The 14171-nt window shown below is 55.2% G+C and carries 13 protein-coding genes; 8 read left to right on the forward strand and 5 right to left on the reverse strand.

The features are described 5' to 3' along the window. Positions 1–133: 133 nt before the first annotated feature. Positions 134–871 (reverse strand): hypothetical protein, encoded by a 738-nt coding sequence (locus tag AWT75_RS07575; protein WP_062788593.1) that lies wholly within the window; start codon positions 869–871, stop codon positions 134–136. 6 nt (positions 872–877) lie between these two features. After that, positions 878–1279 (reverse strand): DUF3224 domain-containing protein, encoded by a 402-nt coding sequence (locus tag AWT75_RS07580; RefSeq protein WP_062788595.1) that lies wholly within the window; start codon positions 1277–1279, stop codon positions 878–880. A gap of 106 nt (positions 1280–1385) precedes the next feature. On the opposite strand from AWT75_RS07580, the gene AWT75_RS07585 reads away from it, so the two are divergent. Further along, a complete protein-coding gene (locus AWT75_RS07585; protein WP_062788597.1) occupies positions 1386–2213 on the forward strand; it encodes a helix-turn-helix domain-containing protein in 828 nt (275 codons plus the stop codon). Between the two features lie 127 nt (positions 2214–2340). On the opposite strand, the gene AWT75_RS23435 is transcribed toward AWT75_RS07585, so the two are convergent. The 3 genes from AWT75_RS23435 to AWT75_RS07595 form a co-directional block, all read right to left on the reverse strand. After that, positions 2341–3537, reverse strand: a complete 1197-nt coding sequence (locus AWT75_RS23435; protein WP_338021294.1) for an APC family permease — start codon at positions 3535–3537, stop codon at positions 2341–2343. Then, positions 3453–3983: an APC family permease gene (locus tag AWT75_RS23440; protein WP_275575701.1), complete on the reverse strand. Its 531-nt coding sequence runs from the start codon at positions 3981–3983 to the stop codon at positions 3453–3455. The genes AWT75_RS23435 and AWT75_RS23440 overlap by 85 nt, the downstream gene beginning before the upstream one ends. A gap of 459 nt (positions 3984–4442) precedes the next feature. Beyond that, on the reverse strand, positions 4443–4892 hold the full coding sequence (locus tag AWT75_RS07595) for a hypothetical protein (protein WP_045847010.1): 450 nt from the start codon (positions 4890–4892) through the stop codon (positions 4443–4445). Positions 4893–4938: 46 nt separating this feature from the next. Here AWT75_RS07595 and AWT75_RS07600 point away from each other — a divergent pair, with 46 nt between their 5' ends. The 7 genes from AWT75_RS07600 (at position 4939) to AWT75_RS20790 (ending at position 14150) form a co-directional block, all read left to right on the forward strand. Beyond that, positions 4939–5325: a MerR family transcriptional regulator gene (locus tag AWT75_RS07600; RefSeq protein ID WP_062788599.1), complete on the forward strand. Its 387-nt coding sequence runs from the start codon at positions 4939–4941 to the stop codon at positions 5323–5325. 91 nt (positions 5326–5416) lie between these two features. Next, entirely contained in the window at positions 5417–5527 is a 111-nt protein-coding gene (locus AWT75_RS23800; RefSeq protein ID WP_420835418.1) for a helix-turn-helix domain-containing protein, read from the forward strand. Between the two features lie 541 nt (positions 5528–6068). Continuing rightward, positions 6069–7631, forward strand: a complete 1563-nt coding sequence (locus AWT75_RS07605) for a sigma-54 interaction domain-containing protein (RefSeq protein WP_204376897.1) — start codon at positions 6069–6071, stop codon at positions 7629–7631. Positions 7632–7730: 99 nt separating this feature from the next. After that, on the forward strand, positions 7731–11135 hold the full coding sequence (locus tag AWT75_RS07610; protein ID WP_204376898.1) for a type I restriction endonuclease subunit R: 3405 nt from the start codon (positions 7731–7733) through the stop codon (positions 11133–11135). A gap of 107 nt (positions 11136–11242) precedes the next feature. After that, on the forward strand, positions 11243–11446 hold the full coding sequence (locus AWT75_RS07615; RefSeq protein WP_153013268.1) for a hypothetical protein: 204 nt from the start codon (positions 11243–11245) through the stop codon (positions 11444–11446). Then, complete coding sequence (locus AWT75_RS07620) at positions 11443–12993, forward strand: HsdM family class I SAM-dependent methyltransferase (protein WP_062788607.1); 1551 nt, start codon at positions 11443–11445, stop codon at positions 12991–12993. The genes AWT75_RS07615 and AWT75_RS07620 overlap by 4 nt, the downstream gene beginning before the upstream one ends. Continuing rightward, entirely contained in the window at positions 12990–14150 is a 1161-nt protein-coding gene (locus AWT75_RS20790; protein WP_082695999.1) for a restriction endonuclease subunit S, read from the forward strand. The genes AWT75_RS07620 and AWT75_RS20790 overlap by 4 nt, the downstream gene beginning before the upstream one ends. Positions 14151–14171 lie beyond the last annotated feature (21 nt).

Genomic DNA, 14171 nt, shown 5'->3' on the forward strand with positions numbered 1-14171 from the left:
AAGCTGCTATTTGACGAGAATATTTTGATGGGCTGCTTTATGGTTCTCATCCGCCATTTGAAAATGCTCACAAAGACTCTCGGTCCATTCAGCAAAATGATGCATCCATCAGCTTGCTGGGCTCGGTAATAGACTACCGCGATGCCTCTTCGAATGAGGACCCGGACGCCATTCTGTCTACAAGAGCCACGACCGCAGGCGTACCACCATGCGCGGTAAGCCACTGGCTTGTTCGGCAAGCCGCCTTGGCGTAGAGCTGGTGGTCTGTCAGCGCGGATTTGTTCCATTCAAGCATGCCTGTCGGCATGGCGGCCGACGAGGAGACCAGGCAGCGGTCAGCCTGACCGGCCGGCAAGAGATAGCGAAGATCATCGGATGCAATCATTGCAATCCCTTCATCGAACCAAATCGGCATGCGTCCTACAGTAAATGCCCACCAGCCGATACGGTGATGCATTTCGTTCATCGGGAGTTCATGTGCCGCGATGGTGACATTGCTGCCACGCGGCGATAGTACGGCAACCTTGTCATACAACGACATCCCGCGCCGCCCGCCACCTCCCAGGCGGCGAAAGCAACCCTCATCCGAACACACCAGGATTCTTGGGCTTGCCTGAAGAGGCCCCCAGAAGTCAGTCAGTTCATGCTGCGCGCTTTCAATCATGCTGACGATGCCCGCCTGTTGTGCCGCGCTGAGTGACCGTTGCACATAGATGCCATGCTGCGCCTCCTTGAGTCCATAACAGGCAGGGCAGGTTGCGGCGGCGGCTGAGGGAAGCAAGTAGATGATTGCCGCCATGCCAATGGCAAACAGCACAAGAACAGCCGTGCCCAGTGCTCCAACGTATTCAGGAGGCCTTCTTGCACGCATTGCCAGTCATTCCTCAAGATGTGTGAGTTGATAGTCAAACTGGTAGTAATGCTGTCCGTCACGAATGTCGATTTCCATCGTGCCGCTTAAACCCTGCAATTCACCGGTCCCTGAATCTGGCACAACCTGCACCGTCAACGAGCGCTGTCCTTGCGCCATCACTCCAAAGTGCATCAAGGCAAAACACCCTTCCAGACCTGCCAGCCTGCCTTCCACCCTCTCCATCGCTACATAGCCTGCCGAGCCGGGCTGGGTGCCACTGCTGGCCAGCATTTCACCCAGGCTTACCGCATCCAGGTCACCGTGGAATGTTTTGTGAATGGCCCTTCGGCTCAATTGTGCGGCCTCAGTGCCGGGTGCTGCAGGATGTACGGGTAGGGTGATGTCAAACTGACCATTGGCTTGCATGATGTTTTCCTGGAGAGATTGAATGCGAATGCGGTTCAGCGAGTTCGACAAACCGCTATTGTCAGACCTATTCTTGCCAAAATAGTAAAACAGGTCATGATGCTTGATGATTGGAAAAACACGACCAACCCTGGCCAAGGTTGCAGAGCCTGCTCGCGGCGTGCTGAATCTGAATCTGTCTGAAGCCAGGTTTACCCACCTGCGCAGCCTGCCATCCGAGCAGCTATCAACCTGGGTTGAACATTATTGGTATGTTGGCTGGGACTTCACCGGACAGCCACCTCAGCAGCAACAGACCCTGCCTCACCCCAATGTTCACCTGGTCATCGAGGACGGTCAGGCGCACCTGTGGGGTCCACGGCGTTTACGCTTCAGCAAGACGCTTTCCGGTCGTGCCTGGGCCTTTGGAATCAAGTTTCGTCCCGCATCCTTTCAACCCTTCTTGAACGGTGCGGTGCATCATCTGGCCAATCGCATCATTCCAGCTTCAGAAATATTCGGCACCAGGGTCAGCAGACTGACTGGAAATGAGTCATGGCCGGAGATGGGGGATTTGATGGACCAGGCTGAAGCATTATTGCTTGGGTGCTTGCCGCAGATCTCTCCGTTGGTACCGCAGCTTAATGAGCTGGTTGCAGAGATTGCACGCAACAGTGCTTTAACCTCGGTAGCCCAGCTCAGTGCGCTGAGTGGCTGGAGTGAACGCCAGCTGCAGCGCTTGTTTGCCCACTATATCGGCGTCAGTCCCAAAGCTGTGCTTGCCCGCTATCGACTGCATGAAGCATTGGCGCTGATGCAAAGCACAATGGCTCCTGCGTGGACTGAGCTTGCACTCAGGCTGGGGTATTTTGATCAGGCACATTTCATCCGGGACTTCACCCGAATGGTTGGCCAGCCGCCCCGGAAGTATGTACAAGCGCAATGTCGGGATTGAAGGGTTTGGTCTATCCCGCTATCGGTGGGTGGCGGGTCAGGCACTAAGTACGGAACGGTATGGCTCATATTCAACCGCAGTTAAAAAACCCGGCATGGTGGCCGGGTCAAATAAAACAGAGTACTGCTTAACGATTGGCTGGTGCCGGGTTTAGCGGCTTGGTTGCGGCCAGCACGTCTTCGTGCAGGGCCAGCACTGCAGCAGGGTCGTGTTCCTGTTCCAGGTAACGGGTACGCCAGCCGCTGCGGGCACCCCACTGGTAGAATGCCAGGCTGGTCAGTGCCACCACGGCCATGTCGGTTCCGTAAGGCAGCAGTCCGCTACCGCCAAATTCGTGGCTGCCAATGCAGGACAGCAGGGCCATGGCTGGCAGGTACAGCATCATCCACAGTGCCCCCTTCACTTCACGGCCAAAGTCATGCCAGCCACCCTTGTGCTGGTACCAGAAGTACACCGGCAACGCAGCAATGATCAGAAAGATGATCTGCCCGGTCAGCGGCCAACGTGCCCAGTACAGCACCAGCGACGCGAAAATGAAAGCCAGGGGGGCGATCAGACCCATTCCCGGCAGGCTCAGCGGGCGCGGCAGGTCTGGTGCGCTACGGCGCAGCGAAGCCACGCTGATCGGACCTGTCAGGTAGGAAATGACGGTAGCTACCGAAATCACCGCTGCCAGCGTACCCCAGCCGCGGAAGAAGAACAGGAACAGGTAGGACACCGCCAGGTTGAAATACATGGCAGGGCGCGGCACGTGGTACAGCGGATGCATGCGGCCGAAGATTTCCGGCATGGTGCCGTTACGCTGCATGGCAAAGATCATGCGGGACGTGGAGGCCATGTAGGCCGCACCGGTACCGCTGGGGCTGATGAAAGCGTCGAAATACAGTGTCAGCATCAGCCAGTTCAGGCTCAGTGCCATGGCCAGTTGGGCAAACGGTGAGCTGAAATCCAGACCGTGCCAGCCGTGGGCAAGGTCGGACGGACGTAGTGCACCCAAAAAGGCCACTTGCAGGCCGACATAGATTACCGCTGCGATCAGGATGGAGCCCACCACCCCAAACGGGATGCTGCGGCTGGGGTTGCGGGCTTCGCCGGCCATGTTGATCGGGCTCTGGAAACCGTTGAAGCTGAATACAATGCCGCTGGTGGCCACGGCAGTCATCACGCTGGACCAGCCATACGGGGCAAAACCACCCGGGGTATTGCTGCCGAGATTGCCGCTATCGAAGCCGCTGGCAATCAGTGCACCGATAGTGCACCCGGTACCAGCACCTTGAACACCGTGATGGCGCTGTTGGCCTTGGTGAACAGGCGTGCGCTCCAGTAGTTGAGCAGGAAATACACCAGGACCAGCGCTGCCGAGATCAGCAGGCCGGTGGTGCTCAGTTCGCCATGCTGATACAGCGCCTGTGCCCATGGGAAGGACCATGAGCTCATGTATTGTACCGATGCTTCTGCCTCGATGGGGATGACTGCTACGATGGCAATCCAGTTGGCCCAGCCTGCCATGAAACCCAGCAGTGAACCGTGCGAATAGCGTGCGTAGCGCACCATGCCGCCGGTTTCCGGGAACATGGTGCCCAGTTCGGCGTAGGTGAGGGCAATGGCGAGGATGATTGCCATGCCGATGAGCCAGGCAAAAATGGCGGCGGGACCGGCGATCTGTGCTGCATGTGCAGCACCAAACAGCCAGCCGGAACCGATGATGGAGCCAAGGCCGGTAAGCATCAGGGCTACCGGGCCGATATGGCGCTGAGAGGTTTTGGACATGGGGTCTCCACGGGAGTAGTTGTTGTGCCCAACTGTTGATTGGGCGAATCGTCGCTTTTGTTTGCGATCTTTTTTGCAGGCGGGAATGTACTTTTTTTGTGTGAAACGAAAAGTAACGAATTGTAAAACTGTTTGGTCGGGGAGGATTTTATGGGTGAAAGGGACGTTTTAAATGGCATGAGAGCAGCCCTTTTGCAGCCCTCATTGACGGTGTCAGGCGAGATGCCAGGGTGCTGATCAGCAGAGGGCAACATCACAATCAAGCCGATTCGCCGTGTTCTGGGCCGGCCGGACAGGAGGGCAAGAGTTACTACCCTGAGAGGGCCGGTGACTCTTGCTTTCGGTGATTGAAATGGTGCTGCCTCATCAGGCCGGTTCACCTATCAGGTGCGCTGCTTCAGTGGGCCAACCCTTGTTTATCCTGGGCTGCATCAGCCCTGTGCGGCCTGTTGATTACAGTCAGTAAGACGTGGCATCTGCTGTCTTCTTCGGCCAGCCTGACGCCTTGCCCCCGGATACAGGCCACCATTGAATGACGCCCCATGCAAATTCCGGTATCAGGAAGAGCCAGAGCACCGGCTGCCCTGTGGCGTGTAATGTCCATGCCATCCAGGTGGCAAACAGGAAGCGGGCAGTGCCGTCATAGCGACCAAGTAAGGGTTCTGGATGTCGCAACCTCAGCACGGACCAAACAATCACGATACTTCCGAGCAGGTTGGCCATCAGCAGCGGAAAGGCCGCAAAATCGGGCAGCGCTGTACCACCAAGCGCCTGATTAAGTGCAGTCAATTGTGTACGTATGGCAGCGAAACTCCACGGCGTTGCGAAAGGTGCGGTCAAGAGCAGGTCGTACAGCGCGCTGAAGAACACGACACGTCTGAAATGGGTAATGGCAATAGGTTTTATCATATCGTCATGCTAAAGTATGGAGTGTACTCCAAGGTCAAGTCCCTTCATGAAAATCGGTGAACTCTCCACCGCCTCCGGGCTCAGCCGCGATACCCTGCGGTTCTATGAAAAGCTGGGCTTGCTGCGTGCGCAACGCGGCAGCAATGGTTATCGGGATTACCCGGCAGATGCGGTTCAATGGCTTGGCTATGTGCGCCTTGCTCAGAATCTGGGTTTTACGCTTGCTGAAATCTCCGCTGATCTCATTGCACTTTCCCAAGAGGGAGGTACACCAGATGCGGTGCAATTGCGCGCAGCCTTGCAAGCCAAACGCGATGTCATCGACGAGCGCATCCGCAGCCTGCAGCACTTGCGCGACGAACTGCAACGCCGTCTCGATGCGCCAGATCTGATGGCTTGTCCATTGCAGGTGCCGGCAGGGGAGAATAGTTAGTCACCCGCAACGGTTTTGCCCTATGGTTGTGGCTTGTTACTGGCCTGTAGAGCAGCAATTGAAGGACTGCTGCGGTACGGATCTGGCATTGATGCAACCGACCTTGCGCCGGCAGGTTGCAGGTCTGGAAACGACGCTCGACTGTACGCTGTTTTCCCGCTCTCATTCGACTCTGCTCCCAACGAAGGCCGTAGCAGATTGACTACCCACAATTATGATGCAAGGTCGCCAGGTACTCTGAGGTGGTAGTAATAGACCGCGCCACGGCGTACAACATGGGCTGTTTTGGACATCGCTTTGTCAGTCATGTGTAACACCCACAGGTAACAAAGCATGAAAAAAGCCATTGAGAACCAGTAAGTTACTGATCGTCAATGGCTTTTTGAGGTTCTGGTGGGGCGGCGTCTACCGAATTGAGGCTTGAAAGCCACGCCCAGCAATAAAAATGCCGATTTGATTTTTAAAAATACCGACATAAATACCGTCACCAGGCATTGGCTGTATTAATGTCTACTTTGAGATCCAGTTCTTGGGCTTGCAGCTAAGTCTCGAATGATGTGATTTTCTTAAAAATATCATCGGGTTGCTTCATGTGCAGTGACGGGTTTCGACGAAGACATACTTACTTCATGTTTATGTAAACAGCCTGGAACCAGTAGTCCGGCGAATGATCGCATACCCCTATGCTCCTGACTTCCAACATTGATGATCACCCTGAACAACTCGATATTGTCTGAAGATAAATGCAATCCATGCGTGGAACAATCATCCAAATTGGATATGATACGCCCATGGAAAAATGGCTTGTTTCATGGATCGGCGAGACCGATCACAAGGCTGCCGAAGGTAGTCTGAATGGCGAACCCGGGCCGATTGCAACGGCACTGATGGCAGAGCAGTACGATCGTGTTCGTCTGCTGACCAATTATTCGCATGAGCGCAGTGGCAAGTACTGCGATTGGCTGGAAGCCCTTACCGGCCATCCACGCATAGATTTACAGCAGATAGACCTGAGCAGTCCGATTGACCATGCGGACATCTACCGCCAGGTAACAGCCGAGCTTCAGCAGTGCCGTCTGCCATCCAGCGACATTTTGCTGACCTTTCATTTGAGCCCGGGTACGCCAGCCATGGCCACCATCTGGGTGTTGCTGGCCAAAAGCCGCTTTCCCGCCCGCCTTATCCAGACAGCTAAACAGCACCAAGGCGTGATGGAAGCCAATGTGGCATTCGATTTGGCCGGTGACTTCCTGCCAGAGTTTTTGCAGCGTACTGATGAGCGGGTAGGGCGTCTGCTTGCCAGGCCGGAGGGCATTGCACAGGAGTTTGCCGGGATTGTGCATGCCAGTGCTTTGATGCGAGAGCAGATCCAGCGCGCTCAGCAAGTTGCTGTTCACAACGTCCCGGTTCTTGTGCTGGGGGAGAGTGGTACCGGCAAGGAGCTGTTTGCTGAAGCCATTCACCATGCCAGTGGCCGTACGGGAAAGTACATTGCGGTCAATTGTGGAGCTATCCCCAAAGAGCTGGTCAATTCCGAATTGTTTGGGCATAAAAAAGGTGCATTTACCGGTGCAGATCGGGAACGTACAGGCCATTTTCGTGAAGCCAATGGCGGCACCTTGTTTCTGGATGAGATTGGCGATCTGCCACTGGATGCCCAGGTCAGGCTTTTACGCGCCATCCAGCAAGGTGAAGTAACACCCTTGGGTGCGTCTGAACCGCACAAGGTGGATGTCCGTATTGTGGCGGCCACCCATCGTGACCTGATGGCGGATGTTCGGTCTGGCCGCTTCCGTGAAGATCTGTTCCATCGGTTGGCCGTCGGCATCATCCGTCTGCCTGCCCTGCGTGAGCGTCGGGAAGATATTCCCTTGCTGGCAACGCACTTCATGGGCCTGATCAATCACGATAGTGCGCACTCTCCAGAGTGGCAGCATAAAGAAATTTCTGAAAATGCAATAAAAGTTCTGTTTTCGCATGACTGGCCGGGTAATGTACGCGAGCTGTATCACACTCTACTGCGGGCCAGCATCTGGGCCCGCCAAGGTGTACTCGATGCCCAGGACATTGAGGGCAACCTCTTGGGCATGCCCCGCAAGCAGGATGGAATATTGGATAGGAATATTGGGCAAGGCTTTGAAATTGAAAAGATTTTGGATGAAGTGAAGGCTCATTACATTCGCGTGGCCATGCAGCGGGCTCAGGGCAAGAAGAAGGATGCCGCCGCTTTGCTTGGCCTGAATACCTACCAGACGCTGAACAACTGGATGGAAAAGCTGGGCCTGACTTCAGCAGATAACGACTAACGACGGAGGCTGGCACGCTTCTCGCAATGAATGGGCTAACCGATCAGCGAGATGCCAGACATGTGGATGCAAGAATTGCCATCAATCAACTTTGAGCCCTTGAGGACCAGCTACCCAGAGCTGGCCAACCTGGCGGCTCATGCCGAGCACTATCTGCATAACGATCCGGAGAGTGCACTGGTCAAGCTGCGCAGCTTCGCTGAGCGCATTGTCGATAACATCTACACCCGCATGCGCTTGCCTCAGGCGCCACAGTCCAAGTTTGTCGACCTGCTCAACAATGCCAGCTTTGCCATGCTGGCGGACAAGCTGGTACTCGACAAATTCCACCTGCTGCGCAAGCTGGGCAATAGTGCTGCGCACGGCGAAGACATTCGCCCGATGGATGCCAACCGTGCCTTGCACGAAGCCTGGCAAGTGGCGCGCTGGCTGCATGTCGCTATCGTTGGTGGCAAGGCTGAAGATTTCGCCCCCTTCCGCGAACCGCCGGTAGAGGGCGTCGACAGCAAAGCGGCCATCAAGCGCGAGAAGAAACGCCTGGCTGAAGAAAACGCGGCCAAGGAAGAAAAAATCAAGGCCATGCTGGCCGAGCTGGAAGCATTACGTGCCGCTGAAAAGACCATGCGTGATGCCATCAACGCTGCCAACCAGCCGGTGGCTGACAGCACGCTGGCCGAAGTGGGTGCTGCTACCGAGCGCACCGTCGCCCAGCTGCGTTTCAGTGAAGACCATACCCGCCAGTACCTGATCGACCGTGATCTGGCACTGGCAGGCTGGAAAGTACCGCAAGCCGGGCAAAGCAGTGCTGCCGTGGGGCAGGAAGTGGAGGTCAAGCACCAAGCCACCCAGTCCGGTATCGGCTATGCCGACTATGTACTTTGGGACGATAACAGCAAGCCGCTGGCAGTGATTGAGGCCAAGCGCACCACCAAGGACGCCCGCGCCGGCCAAGCCCAGGCCAAGGACTACGCCGATGGTCTGGAAAAAATGTATGGTCAGCGGCCGATGATTTTCTTTACCAATGGCTACGACATCTGGGTCTGGGATGATGCCATGGGCTACCCGCCGCGCAAGGTGTATGGCTTTTACAGCAAGGACACCCTGCAATACCGCATCGCCTTTCAGCGCCAGAACCGGCAGGACCTGCTGCAAGTGCAGCCGGACGGCAATATCGCCGGCCGCCTGTACCAGATCGAAACCCTCACCCGCGTCAAAGAGCGTTTTGCCAGCAAACATCGCAAAGTGCTGATCGTGCAAGCCACAGGTACCGGTAAAACCCGGGTGGCGATTGCCCTCTCCAAGCTGATGATCGAAGCCAAGTGGGCCAAACGCATCCTGTTCCTGTGCGACCGCAAAGAACTGCGCAAGCAGGCCAAGAAGGTATTCAACGACTACCTGAAAGAGCCGATTTATGTGTTTGGCCAGCAAAACGAAGTAGGCAAGCAAGACGCACGTATTTACATCGGCATCTACCAGGGACTGATCAACCAGTACGAAGATTTTGATGTCGGCTTTTTCGACCTGATCATCGCCGATGAATCGCATCGCTCCATCTACAACCAGTACGGCGACATCTTCAGCTATTTCGACGCGCTGCAAGTCGGCCTGACGGCTACACCGGTTGAAATGGTCAGCCGCAGCACCTGCCAGCTGTTTGGCTGCGATTACAAGACACCGACCGCCAATTACACACTGGAAGATGCAGTGAGTGATGGCAATCTGGTGCCGTTCAAAGTAGTGACGCACACCACCAAATTCATGCGCGAAGGCATCAAGGGTCATGACCTGAGCGATGAGCAGATTGCTGAACTGGAAGACCAGGGGCTCGACCCCAATGCTCTCGAATTCGATGGCAAAGACATTGACGATGCGGTGTACAACAAGGACACCAATCGCGTCATCCTGCGCAACCTGATGGACAACGGCATCCGCGATGCGGATGGCCAGCTGCCGGGCAAAAGCATCATCTTTGCCCGCAATATCCGCCATGCCCGTTTGCTGGCAGAACTGTTCGACGAACTGTACCCGCAGTTCGCCGGCAAGTTCTGCGCGGTGATTCATTCCGACGAGCCACGTGCGGAACAGCTGATCGACGACTTCAAGGGCGGCGACAACTGCAAGAATGATGCGCTGCGCATTGCCATTTCGGTGGACATGCTGGATACCGGCATTGACGTGCCGGAAGTGGTCAACCTGGTATTTGCCAAGCCGGTCAAATCCAAGGTCAAGTTCTGGCAGATGATAGGCCGCGGCACCCGGCTGTGCGCTAACCTGTTTGGCAAGGGGCAGGACAAAAAGGAATTCCTGATCTTTGATCACTGGAACAACTTCGCCTACCACGAAATGGAGCCGGAAGAAGCCGAACCGCGTGCGCCCAAGTCATTGGCCCAGCGCCGCTATGAAGCCCGTCTGGAACTGGCACAGGCTGCGCTGCGCCAGCATGAACCAGCCGCCTTCACTAGTGTGCGGGATTTGCTGCTGGAAGACGCCCGTGCACTGGACGACCTTACCATCGCTGTCCGGGATAACTGGCAAGCCGTGCAGCAGGCGCGTGACGAGACCTGCGTTGACGCCTTCGCCCCGGCTACCGCCCAAATGCTGGCCGACACCATTGCCCCCTTGCTGAATGCGCTGGACGTACGTGGCCAGGGTGATGCCTTGCGCTGGGATATCCTGCTCACCACCGCCCAGCAAGCGGCCATGACCAAGCCGAACCAGGCCAACCCTTGCCGTGCTGATATTGTCGCCTGGCTGGAGTGCCTGCCTGCCAACCTGAACGCTGTGCGGGCCAAGGCCGAACAGCTCAAAGCCATCAAGAGTGATGCCTACTGGGATAAGCCGGACTTCCACCAGCTGGAAGTCAGCCGACTGGCGCTGCGCGACTTGATGCATCTGGCCGAGCGCCCCACCTTGCCACCGGGACCCGGCCCGGTATTTGTCGACATCGCCGAGGAGGTTGCCGAGTACCAGGTTGAGGTCCGCAAAACCAATATCCGCTCAGTGGATGCCACCATCTACCGGCAAAGTGTGGAAGCCGCCTTGCGTCCGCTGTTTGACAGCAACCCGGTACTGCAAAAAATCCGCGATGGCCTGCCGGTATCCGATGCCGAGCTGGACCAGCTCAACAGCCTGATTCACACCAATAACCCCTCGGTGGACTTGAACGTATTGCGCGAGTTTTACGCCGATACCGCCGCACCACTGGCCGCCATTTTGCGAACCATTGTTGGCATGGATGCCCGTGCGGTGGAAGCCCGCTTTGCCCAGTTTGCCCAGAAATACCGGCTGGACAGCCAGCAACTGCGTTTCCTCGGCATGCTTAAAGACCAGATCTGCAAATCCGGCAGCATCCGGCTGGATGCCCTGTTCGAAGCCCCGTTCACCAGCATTCATGGCGAGGGCATTGGCGGTGTATTCCCACGCGACGAGCAACTGGACGAACTCACCGGTATCATTCGCAGCTTTGGCGAGCCAGTCCCCCCGCGAACAGCTTTACCACGTTGAATGAAAATCCCTGCATGAAACAAAATAGTACAGGCCATCTATTCAGCCTGCTTCACGCCTCGGGCGACGTGCTTTACCCCGTAAGAATGAAAAACCTGGCAACAGGCGTGGTTGCTTATCGCGTCTCCCTGCATGGAAATACCCTGGCAGATTGCATCGAATTGCAAGATGAGCAGGAAGTACTGCATTACGTGCGCGATCTGGCTTATGGCGTGCGTGCCAAGAGCAAAACGACAACGCGCAACGGCATTTACAAGCTGGCACAGCGCAGCATTACCGCCCTGCAACTGCAGGACAAGGAAACAACATGATTACCGGCGAACTGAAAAACAAGATCGACAGCCTTTGGTTAGATTTTCATACCGGCGGCATTACCAATCCGCTTACCGTGATCGAACAGATCACCTTTCTGATGTACGCCCGCCTGCTGGAAATGGCAGAGCGCAAGGACGAGCGCCGCCAGCAACTGACAGGAAAGTCCTTTAACCGTCGCTTCAACGACGAGGAACAGGACTGCCGCTGGGAAACCTGGCGCCACTACGGTGCCGAGGAAATGCTGCCGCATGTGCGTGACAAGGTGTTCAAACATTTCCGCGCCATGGCCGAGCGCTCCGGTAATGAGGCCAGCCTGTTTGCTGACTTCATGAAAGACGCCCAGCTGATGATCCAGAAGGCCACCCTGCTGGCCAAAGCGGTGGAAGCCGTACACAACCTGCCGCTGGAGCAGGGCGATACCAAGGGTGACCTGTACGAATACCTGCTGGGCAAGCTCACCACTGCGGGTATTAACGGCCAGTTCCGCACGCCGCGCCATATCATCCGCCTGATGGTGGAACTGATGCAGCCACAACCGACGGACCGCATCTGCGACCCGGCCTGCGGCACCGGTGGTTTTCTGGTGGAAAGTTACGACTACTTGTTGCGCAGCCATAGCAGCGAGGCTGGCAAACATGTGGAGACCTTCGTCAACGACAAGGGCGAAACCGAAACCGCCACCCTGTACGCCGGTGACCTGCTGGGCGAACACCGCCAGCATATTGATAACGACATGTTCCACGGTTTCGACTTCGACGCCACCATGCTGCGTATTGCCAGCATGAATCTGATCATGCATGGCGTGGCTGCACCGGATATCCACTACCAGGACACCCTCAGCCAGGGCTTTGCCGAAAAACGCCCGCAAGCCGCCAGCAGCAGCTTTGACCTGATCCTGGCCAACCCGCCATTCAAGGGCAGCCTGGACGAACAGGACGTGTCACCGGACATTCTGCGGGTGGTGAAAACCAAGAAAACCGAGCTGCTGTTTATCGGCCTGATCCTGCGCATGCTGAAAACCGGTGGCCGCTCCGCCACCATCGTGCCGGATGGCGTGCTGTTCGGCTCCTCCAAAGCCCATGTCCAGCTGCGCAAGCATCTGATAGAAGACAACCAGCTGGAAGCCGTCATCTCGCTGCCCAGTGGCGTGTTCAAACCCTATGCTGGCGTCTCCACCGCCATCATCATCTTCAGCAAGGGCGGCAGCACCGACGACGTGTTCTTCTATGACATGAAGGCGGATGGCTTCTCGCTGGACGACAAACGCCAGCCGATCAAGGACAACGATATCCCCGACATCAAGCGGCAATACCAGCGCTGGTGTGACCGTGACGCTGATTTTGCCGATCGCACCCAACAAGCGTTCAGCGTACCGAAGGCGGACCTGGTGGCGCAGAACTACGACCTGTCGATCAACCGCTACAAACAGCAGGTGTACGAAGCAGAACAGCACGAAGACCCGCGCGTGATCCTGAAACGGCTGATGGCGCTGGAGGCGGATATCCAGCGTGAGTTGCAGGAGCTGGAGGGGATGTTGGGATGAATTATCCACGATATAAACTAGGTGATGTTGCCCAAATTGTAACTGGTAGTACTCCAAGCAAAGCAAGGGAAGTATTTTGGGGGGGGAGTATTCCATTTGTCACCCCAGCAGAATTAGATGGAGATGAGCCGGTTTCAAAAGCTGCCGTGTATGTAACTGATCTAGGTGCCGTTGAAGCTAGAGTTGTGCCAGTAAATTCAATTATGGTTTGCTGTATTGGATCTCTTGGTAAAGTTGGTATTGCTGGGTGTGATTTGATAACGAATCAGCAAATCAATACCCTTATATTTGACGAGAATAAAGTTTACTTTAAGTATGGTTACCATTTTTGTAAAACTTTAAAGCCTTATCTGGATCACATAGCTCCAAGCACAACTGTGGCGATTGTAAATAAAAGTCGTTTTTCGGAGATTGAAATCCCACTCCCTCCCTTGGAGGAACAAAAACGCATTGCCGCCATCCTCGACAAGGCCGACAGCCTGCGCCGTAAACGCGCCCAGGCCATCGCTCTTGCCGACGACTTCCTGCGTGCCACCTTTCTGGAGATGTTTGGTGATCCGGTGACTAATCCGAAGGGGTGGCAGCAAAGTACTCTCAATGAGCTTTGTGAAAAAATACAAATAGGCCCATTTGGTACCCAGTTGCATCAAGAAGATTATATTTCTGGCGGTATTCCACTGGTTAATCCAACCCACATCGTTAAGGGAAGTATTTGTCCAGACAGTAATCTAACTGTTAGGCCAGAAAAATATGCTGAATTGACAGAGTATCATTTGAAATTGGGTGATATTGTAGTTGGGCGTAGGGGTGAGATGGGGCGATGTGCATTGGTAACGGAAATGGAAGATGGGTATTTGTGTGGTACTGGTAGTCTATTTTTGAGAGTCGGAAGAGGAGGTGTCCTTCCTGAATTCCTCGAGAGAGTAATTTCTAGCAAGTCAGCGAAAAGATTTTTTGAGCAGGCATCACTTGGTGCAACAATGCCAAATTTAAATAAGACTATTGTCGGAAATTTCAGCTTTGGAGTTCCTCCTCTGGATCTGCAAGAAAAATTCCTACAAATAATCTGCAAAATAAAATCACAAATTGATACGCAAATGGTCAGTTGGGATGAATTGAAAATTTTATCTGCGTCGTTGACGGAAAATTTCGACTGAATATCAAGTTGTATAAGGGAA

It is taken from the genome of Aquitalea pelogenes, assembly GCF_001515305.1.
GTDB classification, from domain to species: Bacteria; Pseudomonadota; Gammaproteobacteria; order Burkholderiales; family Chromobacteriaceae; genus Aquitalea; species Aquitalea pelogenes.

Excerpts from the sequence above, each read along its gene's own strand:
- AWT75_RS07580 (WP_062788595.1), bottom strand. The coding sequence starts at position 1,279 with ATGCAAGCCAATGGTCAGTTTGACATCACCCTACCCGTACATCCTGCA.
- AWT75_RS07575 (WP_062788593.1), bottom strand. The coding sequence starts at position 871 with ATGCGTGCAAGAAGGCCTCCTGAATACGTTGGAGCACTGGGCACGGCT.
- AWT75_RS07585 (WP_062788597.1), top strand. The coding sequence starts at position 1,386 with ATGATTGGAAAAACACGACCAACCCTGGCCAAGGTTGCAGAGCCTGCT.
- AWT75_RS07595 (WP_045847010.1), bottom strand. The coding sequence starts at position 4,892 with ATGATAAAACCTATTGCCATTACCCATTTCAGACGTGTCGTGTTCTTC.
- AWT75_RS20790 (WP_082695999.1), top strand. The coding sequence starts at position 12,990 with ATGAATTATCCACGATATAAACTAGGTGATGTTGCCCAAATTGTAACT.
- AWT75_RS07600 (WP_062788599.1), top strand. The coding sequence starts at position 4,939 with ATGAAAATCGGTGAACTCTCCACCGCCTCCGGGCTCAGCCGCGATACC.
- AWT75_RS07605 (WP_204376897.1), top strand. The coding sequence starts at position 6,069 with ATGCAATCCATGCGTGGAACAATCATCCAAATTGGATATGATACGCCC.
- AWT75_RS23800 (WP_420835418.1), top strand. The coding sequence starts at position 5,417 with ATGCAACCGACCTTGCGCCGGCAGGTTGCAGGTCTGGAAACGACGCTC.
- AWT75_RS07620 (WP_062788607.1), top strand. The coding sequence starts at position 11,443 with ATGATTACCGGCGAACTGAAAAACAAGATCGACAGCCTTTGGTTAGAT.
- AWT75_RS23440 (WP_275575701.1), bottom strand. The coding sequence starts at position 3,983 with ATGTCCAAAACCTCTCAGCGCCATATCGGCCCGGTAGCCCTGATGCTT.